This is a genomic window from Streptomyces sp. WM6372 (genome assembly GCF_001279655.1).
In the GTDB taxonomy this organism is placed as follows: domain Bacteria; phylum Actinomycetota; class Actinomycetes; order Streptomycetales; family Streptomycetaceae; genus Streptomyces.
Genome location: NZ_LGDB01000020.1, coordinates 1 through 13384, shown reverse-complemented (window position 1 = coordinate 13384; position 13384 = coordinate 1). Strand labels below are relative to the sequence as shown.

Sequence of the window (13384 nt, the reverse complement as noted above, 5' to 3'; positions counted from 1 at the left end):
CGGCCGCCCGGGGGGGCGGAAGGCGGTGGGGCCGGCGTTGCGCATGACCTAGCGGGGGAGGGGCGAGGGGGCGGCATCCCGTCGCGGAGGCCGACGGGCCGTCCGGGGGGCGCAGGGGTGAAGACGTATCCATCATGACAGGTCAGAGGGGGTTTTCGTAGGATCAAGGGCACAGTCGATTGCCCTTGTTCGGGCCCCTTCGCGGCTTTGAGAATCACCGTCATGAATCACTCGGCGAACATCAATCACGACGCAGTCCTCCGAGCCCGGGTCGTCCTCCTCGGATCGGCGAAGCCGCCGGTCCGCGAGCGGGTCGCGGCCTACCGCGTCCTGGTCCAGGTGAGCCCCCTGGCCTATCTGCCCCTGCTGTCCGCCGCACTGTGGAAGTACAGCCGCTACGAGTTCGCCCACCGGCCGGAGATCGCGCTGGCCCTGCGCGCCGAGTCCGTCGCCGCCGCGCGGCGCATGTGCGCGCTGGAACCCGGCTGGGGCGATCTTCTCGTCACCGCGCTGACCAACCACCGGGAGCTGTTGATCCTCATGGACCGGCAGGAGGAGCTGCGCGCGGTGGAGGAAGAGATCACCCGCGCCGTGTCCGGCGAGCGGTAGCCCGTCGCCGGGGTGGCCGGACCAGCCGCACGGCCGGTCCGGCCACCCGCGTACAGGGTCCCCGGTCCGGCCACCCGCGTACGGGGTCCCCGGTCCGGGCACCCGCGTACGGGGTCAGCCGGCGATCGGGTACATCGTTCCCCGGCGCCCCTCCGCCGAGGTCAGCCACTCCAGCTTCTCCGCCGTGTCGGTGGCCGGCAGCGGGGTGTGCAGCACGATCGAGAGGTCGGGCCGGGCGGGTACGCGCAGCTGCGTCGACTCGACGAACAGCGTCCCCACGACCGGGTGCTCGAGCTCCTTGCGCATCTGGCCGCCGGGCCGGATGTCCCGCTGGTCCCACAGCGCGGCGAACTCGGGGCTGAGTTCCCGCGCTTCCTCGATGACGGCCCGGAACCCCTCGTCCTCGGGCCACTCCGAGCTCGCCGCCCGGTACTGGGCGACCACGTTGCAGGCGTTCTCCTCCCAGTGCAGCGAACGGGACTTGTAGAGGGGATCGGTGAAGAACGCGATGAGGCAGTTCTGCACGATCTCCGGGCGCATGCCGAGTACGAGCGCGGCCGCGTCGTTGTAGAGGACGGTGTTCCAGTACGCGTCCATGATGTGCGCGGGGAACGGCATCCAGGCGTCGATCAGCCGCTTCAGCCCCTGGCACATGTCCCGGTCGGCGGGCGCCACTTCGAGCGCGGGCGGGTTGAGCCCCGCCAGTACGTACAGGTGCCGGCGCTCGGCGCTGGACAGTTTGAGGACCCGGCCCACGGAGTCGAGCACCTGCGGGGACACCGTGATGTCGCGGCCCTGTTCCAGCCACTGGTACCAGGACACCCCGACCCCCGCGAGCACGGCGACCTCCTCCCGGCGCAGGCCCGGGGTGCGCCGTCGGGCCCCGCCGTCCGGCAGGCCCGCCTCCGTGGGCGTGACCCGGGCCCGTCTGCTCATGAGGAACTCGCGCAGCTCGGAACGGCGGTGCTTGTCGATCGGTGTAGCCACTCAATCCCCCTGTCGGCTGCCTGGTGGTGCCACCAACAGGATAAGTTCCCACTCTCCACGGGCATTCCCGGGCCGCGAAGGTGTGGCCATGGCGATCGATTCTCAGACAACGACGACAACGACTACAACGACGGCAGCGACAACGACGACGGCGACGAAGGCCACGACCGGCGGCCTCGGGGCAGCAGCCCCCGGGAGCGAACGGCTCAGCGGCCGGGCCAAGCTGGTCCTCTTCGTGCTCTGCGCCGCCCAGTTCATGGTGGCGCTCGACTTCTCCGTACTGAACGTGGCCCTGCCGGTGCTCGGCAAGGACCTGGGCCTGAGCCAGTCGGCCCTCCAGTGGGCGGTCACCGCCTTCGCGCTCCCGTCCGGCGGGTTCCTCCTCCTCTTCGGCCGGATCGCCGATCTGTTCGGCAGGAAGAAGCTGTTCCTGCTCGGCCTCGCCCTCTTCGGCACCGCCTCGCTGCTGGCCACCCTGGCCTGGGACCCGGCGTCCTTCCTGGCCGGGCGCGCCCTCCAGGGCCTGGGCGCGGCGGTCATCGTGCCGACCGGCATGTCCCTGCTGACCACGACCTTCCCCGAGGGCCCGCTGCGCGACAAGGCCCTCGGCATCTCCGGCACCCTGCTCTCCCTCGGCTTCACCATCGGCATGGTCCTGGGCGGCGTCATGACCGACACCCTCGGCTGGCGCTCCACGATGGCGCTGCTCGCGGTCACCGCAGTGATCGTGCTCGCCCTCGCCCCCGGCCTGCTGCCCGAGTCGCGCACCCCCGACCGGCCGCGCCTGGACGTACCTGGCGCCATCACCGTCACCGGCGGTCTGCTCGCGCTCATCTACTCCCTGTCCACGGCCGCCCAGCGCGGATTCGGCGGCGCGGACGTGTGGGGCACGCTGCTCGCCGGCCTGGCCCTGCTCGTCGCCTTCGCCGTGGTGGAGTCGAAGAGCCCGGCCCCGCTGGTCTCGCTGCCGATGCTCAAGCGGCGCACGATCGCCTGGGGGAACATCGCCGGTCTGGTGACCTTCTCGATGATGTCGACGGTCATCTTCGTCCTGACCCTGTACCTCCAGGAAACGCTGGGACTGTCCTCCTTCCGGACCGGTCTGGTCTTCGGCGTCCAGGGCATCGCCTCCGCCTTCGCCGGCTCGTACGCACCGAAGGTCATCGGCCGCTTCGGCGCCCGGCGCACGCTGACCGGCTCGCTGCTCGGCCAGGGGCTGTTCACCGCCGTGCTGCTCACCGTGGGCGCCGAGTCGGGCGCGCTCGTGGCGACCGTCGCCGTCTCGGTGGCCAGCATGTTCCACCTCGGCGCGATCATCTCGTACGGGCTCACCGTGACGAGCGGCGTGCCCGACGCCGAGCAGGGGCTGGCGACCGGCCTGGTCACCACCACGCAGCAGGTCGGCCTCACGATCGGCATCCCGCTGCTCGGAGTCCTCGCCACCACGCAGGGCTCGCTCTTCGGCGGGGTCCGCACGGTCCTGGTGATCGACGCGGTGATCGTGGTCGCGGCGGCGGTCCTGGTGGGCCTCGGCCTGGGCGGCGGCCGTACGCGCAAGGTCTGACCCGGGATCGGGATCGGAACCGGGATCGGGGACCGGGGACCGGAAGCGGAGGACACCTCCGCGGACCGGTCCCCGTCCGGCGTCCCGCGTCCGGTGGCGGCGATTCCCGTGCGGCGATCCCGCGGTCCGGGCCGCTCGTACCGGATGATCGGGCCGGACGGTACGGAGCGGGGCGGCCGGGCGTACGCGGAACACGAGACGCGGGGAGTGCCGATGCGACAGCGGATTCCGCTCCTGACCGCCGCCGTGACCGCCGCCCTGGCCGCTACGGCCCTGGTCGCCCTGACCGGGTGCGGCGGCCCGCCGCCCCTCCGCGGCGCCCCGGCCGCATCCGCATCCGCATCCGCCGCCGGGCCGAGCCGGTCACCCCAGGACTTCTCCCGCCAGGTCGACGTGGGCGGCGGCCGAAGGCTCTGGCTGAGCTGCAAGGGGAGCGGCAGTCCCACGGTCGTCCTGGAATCCGGGCTCCACGATTCCTCCGACACCTGGAACGTCACCGACACCCGCCCGCCCGTCCCCAGGTCACCGGCGGTGTTCCCGGGCGTCGCGGCCTTCGCGCGGGTGTGCACGTACGACCGTCCCGGGACCATCCGCTACGCGGACCCGCCGGCACTCACCACCCGCAGCACACCGCAGACCGGCACGCGCTCCCTCACCGCCATGGCCGCGGACCTCGACCACGTGCTGACGGCGGGACACGTGCCCGGACCGTACCTGCTCGTCGGCCACTCCTTCGGCGCGATGATCACCCGGCTGTACGCCCAGCGGCATCCGGAGAAGACGGCTGGCCTCGTCTTCCTCGACGCGTTCGGCACGGACATGAAGCCGTACTTCGGCGCGCGGTGGCCCGCGTACGTGAGGCTGCTCAACAACCCCGGTACGCCCTTCGACGCCGACCCGGGGTTCGAGAAGGCCGACATCGACGGCGCGGTCGGCGCGGTGAGGGCGGCGGAGCCGCTGCCGAAGGTACCGATGGCCGTGCTGAGCAAGACGGAGCCCTTCGCGGCCCCGGCCGGGAGCCCGAAGGTCCTCCTCGCACCGCTGGAGCGCGCCTGGCCCGCGGTCCAGCAGGCCCTGGTGGAGCTGGGGGAGCAGACCCCGCACCTCCTGGCCACCGGAAGCGACCACTACGTACAGCTGCACGACCCGGACCTGACGATCAGCGCCATCCGGCTGGTCGCGGGCCGGATCCGTACCGGTCGGTGACCGTCCGGCCGCCCCCGCCCGTCACGGCCTCAAGCCCGCATCCACCGGGGAGGGTTCGCCGGGGAGGCGGGCACGGGTACGGGCTCCGGGCCGCGCAGGTGCAGGTTGCGTACGGTGGCCGCGGTCTCCCGTTCGAAGTGCTCCCAGGAGATCAGCCGCCGCCAGGCCGGATCCGGCCGCCCCGGTACGGTGGCCCCCCGCGCCGCCCACTCCCGGGCGAGCTGCTCGAACAGCGGGGCGGACACGGCCGCGTGGGCCGGCTGCCGGGGAGTGGGGACGTACAGGGGGCGGTCGCCGTCATCCGCAGCTGCCCGGTGTCGCGCCGTGGTGGCGAGCGTGGAGCGCGTCGTCGTCATGCCTGCGCAAACGATTCGCTGGGCGCCGGGGACACGGATGCCCGTCAGCCGGGGCCATAGTGCCTGGTCGGACCGGCTACTGCTCCTGGTAGGAGTGGCGCTGCTCCGTCCAGGGGTCGGCGATGTTGTGGTAGCCGCGCTCCTCCCAGAAGCCGCGCCGGTCGGCCGTCATGTACTCGATCGCGCGCAGCCACTTCGGCCCCTTGTAGCCGTAGAGGTGCGGGACGACCAGGCGCAGCGGGAACCCGTGCTCGACGGTGAGGGGCTCGCCGTCGTGGTGGGTGGCCAGCACGGTGCGGTCGGAGGTGAAGTCGCCGAGGCGCAGGTTGGCGCTGTACCCGTACTCCGCCCAGGCCATGACGTGCGTGACCTGCGGGGCCGGGGGAGCGAGCTCCAGGATCGTCCGGGCGGCGACTCCGAAGAACTCGTGGTCCGTGGAGGTCGTACCCGAGGCGCAGTGCAGGTCGGTCTCGATGGTGACGCAGGGCAGCGCCGAGAACTCGTCGAACGACCAGGCGTACTTGTCGCCCGTGGCGGTGGCGCCGAAGACCTGGAGGGACCAGCGCTCGGGACGGAACCTCGGGACCGGGCCGTAGTGGGAGACGGGCCAGCCCTTGGCGAGGCGCTGGCCCGGAGGCAGGGGTGCGGTTCCCACGAGGTCGTCGTCCTGTTCGGTAGGGATTGGCCTTCCCCTCATTATGGCCGGTCGGGCGCATTCGCAATGGCGCGCCGAATCCCGTGGAAAGGAAACCCCCGGACTGTGCGGTTTCGGCCCCGCGGGCCGGAAGTCCGTGGTTCCGCCATCGATCGATTTGGCGGTGCGTTCCTCTTGTCTCATCATGTGAACAGACATCAGGTTAGCGCCGCGCTCGCCAACTGTGTGCAAGGCCCGCATTGTTGACTGATCAACGGATGAGAGTGGTGTGAGTTCCACCACTCCCCGACGCGCGCGCCGCCTGTCTCCCGCCCATTCCCACTTTCATCTTTCTTCTTTCGAGGTAAAGGCAGCATGCCCGTCCAGCAGTTTTCAGACCTCGTGCGTTTCGCCCGCGACCGTTCCCCTTTCTATGCCGAGCTCTACGCGGACCTGCCGCCGCACGTGAGCCGGATCACCGACGTGCCCGTCGTGGACCAGGACGCGTTCTGGGCCGCCAACACCCTGAACGACAACCGCGTCCTGACCGCCCCCCTCGGGGAAGCGGTCGTGTTCAAGACGGGCGGCACCACGGGCACCCCGCGGTTCTCCTGCTACACCCGTGAGGAATGGCAGGAGTTCGTCACCGCCTTCGGCTCCGGCATGGTCGACGCGGGCCTGCGGCCCGGGCACCGGGTGGCGGACCTCTTCTACGCCGGTGAGCTCTACGCCAGCTTCCTGTTCATCCTGGACTCGCTCGCGCACGCCCCCGTCGCCAACGTCCGCCTGCCCATAGGCGGCGGCGCACCGCTGGAGTCGACGCTCGCCACGATCGAGGACTTCGCCGCCGACGTCCTCGCCGGTACGCCGACCACGCTGTGCCGCCTCGCCGAGCACCTGACCTCCGCCGGCCGCCAACTGCCCGGCGTGGAGTTCCTGTTCTTCGGCGGCGAAGCCCTCTTCGACGACCAGCGCCGCCTCCTCTCGGCGGCCTTCCCCCGGGCCACACCCCGCTCGCTCGGCTATGCCAGCGTCGACGGCGGCCTCCTCGGCCGGCCCGCGGCCGGAGCGGGCGAAGACACCCGCACGCACCGCCCGTTCGCCCCGCACACCCTCGTCGAGATCCTGGACGAGACGACCGGCGAGCCGATCCGCGAGCCGGGCCGCCCCGGTCGGGTCGTCGTCACCCAGCTGTACCGGCGCCTCATGCCCGTCATCCGCTACCCCGCCGGCGACCGCGCGGAGTGGACCGACACCGAAGGCGGCGCCTTCCGCATCCTCGGCCGGGCCGAGGAAGGCGTACGCGTCGGCCCCGTCTCGCTGTACTGGCAGGACGTCACGGACGCCGTCGCCGAGGCCGACACCGACTGCCGCGTCACCGGCATGCAGCTCGTCGTACGCCGCTGGGAGGGGCGCGACGGCCTCGTGCTGCGCCTCGCCACGCCCACCGCCGCCGCCGGCCGGGACACGGCCGGCCTGGAGGTCCTCGCCGAGGAGGTCGTCACCGGGCTGAACACCGCCCGGCCGCTCTATCCCGACAGCGTCGACGCCGGATTCGTGCACCCGCTGCGCGTCGAGTGGGCCCGCCACCGCGACCTGGTGGTCAACTCCCGCTCCGGCAAGCTCGTCCGCGTCCTCGACGAGAGGCCGACCGCATGACGACGCCGACCACCCCGACTCCGGATCCGACGCGGACCACCCCGCCCCCGGCGGCCGCCTCCGGCCGCCGACCGCCCCTCGTCCTGCGCAACCGTGCGTTCGGCACCGTATGGCTCGGCCAAGTCCTCACCCAGGCCGCCGTGCGCATGTTCCAGGTGGGCATCTCCTGGTGGCTCATCAGCGACGCCGCCTCAGGTGACGGCGGTTTCGCGGCCGGCCTGTTCATGGCCGTCAGCACGCTGCCCGCCGTGGTCCTGGCCCCGCTCGTCGCCCGCGCCATCGCCCGCTTCGCCCACGGCTCGCTGCTGCGCACCGCGGCCGGGGGAGCGGGAGCCGCCGCCGCAGCTCTGGCCGTGTGGGCCTGCGCGGGCGACCTCCCGGTCGCCGCCGCCTACGCCGCCGCCCTTGCCCTGGCGACCTGCCAGGCCTTCTTCGACCCGTGCCTGACCACCTCCGTGCCCGAGCTGGTCGACGACGCGGACATCGAGGCGGCGACCGGCTTCGAGCTGTCCACGCAGTCGCTGGCCAGTCTCGGCGGGGCCCTGCTCGGCGCCCTCGTCGTGGACGGGGCCGGGGTGGCCGGCCTCGCCGTCGGCTGCGCCGCCGCCTACGCGACGGCCGCCCTGCTCATCGCGACCGTACGGTTCCGCACCGCCGCGCACCCCGACACGGCGGGGGCCGCGGAAGCCGCCGACTCCACCGGAGGGGAGCGGGCGCCGCGGCGGACCCTGCGTCAGCTGCTGGGCTCCATGCCGTACGTTCGCGCCATCCTGCTCTGCTTCACCGCGGCCAACCTCTTCACCACGGCCGTCTTCGTCGTCATGCCGCTGTACACCGCCTCGGTGCTGCACGGCGACGGCTCCACCGTCGCCCTCCTGGAGGCCTCGCTCGGCGTGGGCACGCTCATCGGCTCCTTCACCGGCGCCCGGGTGCCCGGCCGGCCCGCCGTGGTCGGCACCGCGTGCCTGGGCGCGATGGCGGCCGCCCTCGCCGTCCCCGGCCTGATCGCCGCACGGCCCGTCATCGCCGGGTCCCTGCTGCTGACCGGCTGGTGCGTCGGGGTGATCGGGGTCCGCTTCGTGGCCCTGTTCCAGCGGCTGGTCCCGGCCGCCGACAAGCCCGCGTTCTTCGCCGTCATGCAGGCCGTCCTCGGCGCGACCTTCCCGGTCGCCTCGCTGCTCTTCGGATTCCTCGGCGACCACCTCTCCGCCCAGACGCTCTGCCTGATCCAGGCGGCCGGACTCGTGCCCGCCGCCCTCGCCCTGGCCCTGCTGCCCGGCCACTCCCGCCCGGCGGACGCACCCGACCCGGCGGACGCACCCGACCCGGCTCCCGCGCCGGAGCCCACCCCCGCAGGAGGCGCGCGATGACCGCCGCGATCGAGCAGGCCGCCCCGGCCGACATCGCCGATCTCCGCCAGCTCTACTACGCCGTCTACGGCCCGCACTACCCGACGGCCCTCGGCACCGATCCCGCCGAGATGTCCCGCCTGATCCAGGACCCGCACACGCTCTGGCTCGTCGCGCGCTGCCCCCGTACCGGCGCCCTCGCCGGATCGGCGGCGGTCCACAGCGAACCCGGCAGCCGCATCGGCCGCCTCGAAGGGCTCGCCGTCCACCCCGACCAGCGCGGATCCGGGCTCGCCGGACAGCTGACCGAGGCCGTGTGTGCCGGCACCCTCGATGCCGGGAAGCTCGACTCGGTGTACGCCACCGTCCGCACGGTCAGCGCCGGACCCCAGCGCGTCGTGGCCCGCAACGGCTTCCGCCCGCTGGGCATCCTGCCCAACGCCGTGGATCTCAGCAGCCGCGAAAGCCTCGCGCTCTACGCGCGTCACTCGCCCGGGGTGCTGGACCGCCGGGTACCCGTCGAAGAGGTCCCGGCCTCCCTGCTGCCGCTGCTGCGCACCGCCGAGGCCAGCCTCGGCATCAGCTACGCGGACGCCCGGCCCACGCCGCCGCTGCCGGCGCCCGCCGGGCCCGCCCCCCGCCGGCTGGAGATGATCGAGGCACCGGCCTTCGTCCGCCGCCGTTTCCACGAGCACTTCCCCGACACCGGCCGCTGGTTCTACCCGCTGCACACCCCCAACATCCTGCTCACCCCCGACGACGGCGGCTTCGAGGTGTACGCCTACCTCAACCGCACCGGCGGCTACTGCGCCCTGGTCACCGCCCACCCCGACCCGGCGGCCGCCGCCGGCTGGCTGGAGCCGGTCACCCGTACGCTGACCCGCGCCGGCGCGGGCTACGTGGAGGCGCTCGTACCGCTGGAACACCACGCCGCGCTCTCCGCCTTCGCGGCCCAGGGCTTCATCGCCAGTGCCCTGTATCCGGCCATGCGCCGGGACGGGGACGGCTTCCACGACTACGTGGTGATGTCCCGGACCGCCGAGCACATCGATTTCCGCGGGCTGGTCGTCGACCCGCCGCTGCGGCCCTTCCTCGATTCCTATGTGTCGGCCTGGGCGTCGACGCATCTGCCCGTACGTGAGGTTGCTTCATGACCCCTTCCACGCCCCCGTCCACGACCCCTTCCGCGCCCCCGTCCACGGCCCCTTCCGCGACCCCCGCGAAACCCCATCTCGCCCCCGTGGACGTCCCCGACGCCACCGCCCTCGGCGGGGTGCAGCGGCTCTGCGACCTGACCGAGCCCTACACCTCGGGTCCCGCCGAGGAGGAGCTGTTCGCCGCCGCCATGGCGGAGATCAACGACTGGCACCGCGACCGCTCCCCGTTCTTCCGCAGCCTGTACGAGGACGGCGCACGGCCGGACACCCCGTACCGGGCGCCCCTGGTGCACGCGAACTTCTTCAAGCGCCACGAGGTCCTCTCCATACCCGAGGAGGAGGTCCACCTCCACCTGACCTCCTCCGGGACCACCGGGCAGAAGTCGCAGATGTTCTTCGACGAGTGGACCATCCGCTCCGCCCAGCGCATGGTCGCCCGCATCTTCGACCACAACGGCTGGATCACCCCCGACCAGCCGGTCAACTACCTGCTCTACAGCTACGAGCCCGCCCGCGACCTCAACCTGGGCACCTCGTTCACCGACAACTACCTGTGCGACTTCGCCCCGGCCCGGCAGGTCGAGTACGCCCTGCGCAACACCGGTAACGGGCACGAGTTCGACCCCTTCGGCTGCGTCGCCGCGCTGCGCCGCTTCGCCGAGGACGACGTACCCGTCCGCATCCTCGGCTTCCCGGCCTTCCTCTGGTTCACGCTGGAGCGGATGCGGGCCATGGGCCTCCCGCCGCTGGAGCTGCCGGAAGGCTCCCTGATCATCCTCGGCGGCGGCTGGAAGGGCCACACCGACCGGCAGATCGGCAAGCACGAGCTGTACGCCCGCGTCACCGAGCAGCTGGGCGTTCCCTCGGAGCGGATCCGGGACACCTTCGGCTCGGTCGAGCACTGCATCCCGTACATCGAGTGCGCGCACCACAACCTCCACGCACCCGTCTGGTCCCGCGTCTTCATCCGCTCGACCCGCACCCTCGAACCGCTCCCGTACGGCGAGCGCGGCTACCTGCACCTGGTGTCCCCGTACATCACCTCCGTACCGGCCCAGAGCGTCGTCATGGGCGACCTCGCCTCGCTCCACCCGGGCGAGGAATGCGGCTGCGAGCTGACCACCCCGTGGTTCACGATCCACGGCCGGGCCGGGGTCAGCCGCAACCGCAGCTGTGCCGTGGCCGCCGCCGAACTGATGAAGGGAATGTCGTGACCGACACCATCAACCTCAACCACCACTACTGGCAGGGCGCCTTCATCGGGGACGAGGAGGCCGCCCGCCGGCTGGCCACCCTGCCCGCGGCCGTCGAGGCCGCGCTCGCCGCGCCGCTGGACACCGAGACCGTCCTGGCCGCCTGCGACGCGCTCTCCCGCGCCCTGCGCGACCCCGGCCACCGCGTACGGGAGCGGCTGGCCCCGCACCTGCCCGAGGGCGCCGACGCGGACCGGGAGGAACTCCTGGCCGAACTCGCCGAGTTCCTCGGCCGCGCCTCCCTGACCCGCAAGCTCCGCCGCGAGCTGGGCGGCACCGCCCCGCAGCGGCTGAACCGCCCCGACGCCAAGGAGACAGTCTACGAGGCCTGGGCACCGGTCGGCCTCGTCGCCCACATAGCCCCCGGCAACGCCGCCACCGTCGCCCCGCTCAGCCTGATCGAGGGACTCCTCGCCGGCAACGTCAACGTCCTCAAGACCAGCAGCGCCGACACCTTCCTCGCCCAGCACCTCCTCGCCGAACTCGCCGCACTGGACCCGAGCGGCGCCCTCGCCGAGCGCATCATCGTGCTCCGCTTCCCCTCCTCCCGCCAGGACTGGCTGCGCCTGATGTGCGCGCCCGCCGACGCCGTCGCCGTCTGGGGCGGCGAGAGCGCCGTCGAGGGCGTCGCCGCCCATGTCCCGGCCGGCTGCCGCCTGGTGGAGTGGGGACACAAGATCTCCTTCGCCTACGTCACCGAGGACGCCTGGGCCGACGGGGCGACGGTGGCCGCCCTGGCCGAAGACGTCTGCCTCTTCGAGCAGCAGGCCTGCTCCAGCCCCCAGGTCGTCTACCTCGACACCGACGCCGGGAACGCCGACGTCCTGTACGCGTTCGCCGAGCGCCTCGCCGCCGCCCTGGCCGCGCAACCCGCTCCCGCCGCGTCGGACCGCGACCTCGATCCGGCCGAGTACGCCGAACTGACCACCACCGAGCACCTCGCCCGTCTGGAGGAGCACCTGGGCCTCACCCGCGTCCTGTCCGCCCCCGACGGCACCTGGCGCGTCATGGCCGACACCCGCCCGGCCCTCACCGCGTCACCGCTGCACCGCAGCGTCTGGGTGAAGCCGCTGCCCCGCAAGGACCTCATCGCCACGCTGCGCCCCATGCGCCGCTACCTCCAGACGGCCGGCCTCGCGGGCAGCCGCACCGACATCGCCGAGCTCTCCGCCCTGGTGCTGGCGGCCGGGGCCACCCGCGTCACCCCCGTCGGGGCCATGACCGCGGGCTACGCCGGTGAACCGCACGACGGGGTCTACGCCCTCCAGCGCTACAGCCGCCGCGTCGCCGTCCAGGCCGATGCGCGCTTCGCCGCCACCGCCTGCCTCGACGACCTCGCCCGCCCGGCCGTCTTCGCGCCGCCGACCGGGCCGCTGCTGGACAAGGCCGCCGTCCAGGACCTCAACGGCGGGGTCGACCGCGGCGATGCCGAGCTGTACTTCCGCAGTGGCGGCAGCACCGGTACGCCCGCCCTGTCGCTGTTCACGTACGAGGACTACGACACGCAGATGCACGCCGCCGCCCGCGGCCTCCTCGCCGCCGGCTACGACCCGGCCCGCGACCGTACGGCCAACCTCTTCTACTGCGGCGGCATGTACGGCGGGTTCATCAGCTTCTTCTCCATCCTGGAGCGGCTCGGCGGCGTCCAGATGCCGATGGCGGCGGGCCCCGACCACCGGGCCACGGCGGAGATGATCGCCGCGTACGAGGTGGACACGCTGTTCGGCATGCCCTCCTACCTCTGGCAGCTCCTGCACGAGGAGGCGGACCTGCTGCGCTCGTACGGAGGACTGCGCAAGATCTACTACGGCGGCGAGCACTTCACCGAGGAGCAGCGCAGGACGCTGACCGAGACGTTCGGCATCGAGGTCATCCACTCCATCACCTACGGCAGCACGGACCTCGGCCCGCTCGGCTACCAGTGCACGGAGAGCGGCGGCAGCGTCCACCACCTCCACGCCGACCTGCACACGCTGGAGATCGTCGACGTCGACGAGGACCGGCCCGTGGCCCCGGGGGAGACCGGCCGGCTCGTCTTCACCACCCGCGCCCGGCGCGGCCAGCACCTCGACCGGTACGTGATCGGCGACCTCGGGCGCGCACTGCCCGGGCGCTGCCCGTGCGGCAGCCACGCGCCGCGCTTCGAGCTGCTGGGCCGGCTGGGCGAGGTGATGCGGGTGGCGACGTACTTCCTCAACTACCGGCGTTTCGTGGCCATCGCCGGGGAGCGGCTGGGGTACGGCGGTGAGCTCCAGGCCGTCCTGACGGCCGGAGCGGCCCGCGAGGGCCTCACCGTACGGCTGGAGAGCGCCCACGCTCCGGATCCGGACCGGGCGCGGGAGGCGTTCCTGGCCGCGTACCCGGAGGTGCGGTCGGCGGTGGCGGAGAAGCTGCTCGACTTCGCGGTCGAGGTGGTCGACGGAGCCGATCTGGACCGTACGGCGACCAGCGGGAAGCTGCTGGCGGTGGTGGACCGCCGGCGGTAGTCCCGGCCTGATCCGAACGACACGGCCTAGGTCCTGTCGTCAAAGTGATCTTGGGTTGTGGATCATGGTGTCGTGATACGTCGCCATGAACTGTCCGATGCCGAGTGGGAACTCGTGCAACCGC

At 72.5% G+C, this 13384-nt stretch carries 11 protein-coding genes; 8 read left to right on the top strand and 3 right to left on the bottom strand.

Translation table 11 applies throughout. The features are described from left to right. Positions 1-222: 222 nt before the first annotated feature. Positions 223-609 (top strand): hypothetical protein, encoded by a 387-nt coding sequence (locus ADK52_RS03765; RefSeq protein WP_053688348.1) that lies wholly within the window; start codon positions 223-225, stop codon positions 607-609. 114 nt (positions 610-723) lie between these two features. Here the strand turns inward: ADK52_RS03765 and ADK52_RS03760 are convergent, their stop codons facing one another. Further along, positions 724-1545 (bottom strand): helix-turn-helix transcriptional regulator, encoded by an 822-nt coding sequence (locus tag ADK52_RS03760; RefSeq protein WP_053688350.1) that lies wholly within the window; start codon positions 1543-1545, stop codon positions 724-726. A gap of 139 nt (positions 1546-1684) precedes the next feature. Here ADK52_RS03760 and ADK52_RS03755 point away from each other — a divergent pair, with 139 nt between their 5' ends. Both ADK52_RS03755 and ADK52_RS03750 read left to right on the top strand, forming a co-directional pair. Continuing rightward, the gene (locus tag ADK52_RS03755; protein ID WP_053688347.1) at positions 1685-3160 is read left to right on the top strand and encodes an MFS transporter; all 1476 of its coding nucleotides are present in this window, start codon (positions 1685-1687) and stop codon (positions 3158-3160) included. Between the two features lie 213 nt (positions 3161-3373). Then, positions 3374-4366 carry an alpha/beta fold hydrolase gene (locus tag ADK52_RS03750; RefSeq protein ID WP_159045838.1) on the top strand — a complete coding sequence of 331 codons (993 nt, stop codon included), beginning with the start codon at positions 3374-3376 and terminating at the stop codon, positions 4364-4366. 29 nt (positions 4367-4395) lie between these two features. Here the strand turns inward: ADK52_RS03750 and ADK52_RS03745 are convergent, their stop codons facing one another. Continuing rightward, positions 4396-4722 carry a hypothetical protein gene (locus ADK52_RS03745; RefSeq protein ID WP_053688345.1) on the bottom strand — a complete coding sequence of 109 codons (327 nt, stop codon included), beginning with the start codon at positions 4720-4722 and terminating at the stop codon, positions 4396-4398. 76 nt (positions 4723-4798) lie between these two features. Further along, the gene (locus tag ADK52_RS03740) at positions 4799-5377 is read right to left on the bottom strand and encodes a molybdopterin-dependent oxidoreductase (RefSeq protein WP_234343322.1); all 579 of its coding nucleotides are present in this window, start codon (positions 5375-5377) and stop codon (positions 4799-4801) included. Between the two features lie 354 nt (positions 5378-5731). On the opposite strand from ADK52_RS03740, the gene ADK52_RS03735 reads away from it, so the two are divergent. The 5 genes from ADK52_RS03735 to ADK52_RS03715 are packed head-to-tail and all read left to right on the top strand — an operon-like array spanning position 5732 to position 13260. Then, entirely contained in the window at positions 5732-7015 is a 1284-nt protein-coding gene (locus tag ADK52_RS03735) for a phenylacetate--CoA ligase family protein (protein WP_053688343.1), read from the top strand. Next, a complete protein-coding gene (locus ADK52_RS03730) occupies positions 7012-8385 on the top strand; it encodes an MFS transporter (protein WP_053688342.1) in 1374 nt (457 codons plus the stop codon). Before ADK52_RS03735 ends, ADK52_RS03730 begins: the two co-directional genes overlap by 4 nt. After that, positions 8382-9518 (top strand): GNAT family N-acetyltransferase, encoded by a 1137-nt coding sequence (locus tag ADK52_RS03725; RefSeq protein WP_053688341.1) that lies wholly within the window; start codon positions 8382-8384, stop codon positions 9516-9518. The genes ADK52_RS03730 and ADK52_RS03725 overlap by 4 nt, the downstream gene beginning before the upstream one ends. After that, positions 9515-10735 (top strand): acyl-protein synthase, encoded by a 1221-nt coding sequence (locus ADK52_RS03720; protein ID WP_234343312.1) that lies wholly within the window; start codon positions 9515-9517, stop codon positions 10733-10735. Before ADK52_RS03725 ends, ADK52_RS03720 begins: the two co-directional genes overlap by 4 nt. Then, entirely contained in the window at positions 10732-13260 is a 2529-nt protein-coding gene (locus ADK52_RS03715) for an aldehyde dehydrogenase family protein (protein WP_234343309.1), read from the top strand. The genes ADK52_RS03720 and ADK52_RS03715 overlap by 4 nt, the downstream gene beginning before the upstream one ends. Positions 13261-13384 lie beyond the last annotated feature (124 nt).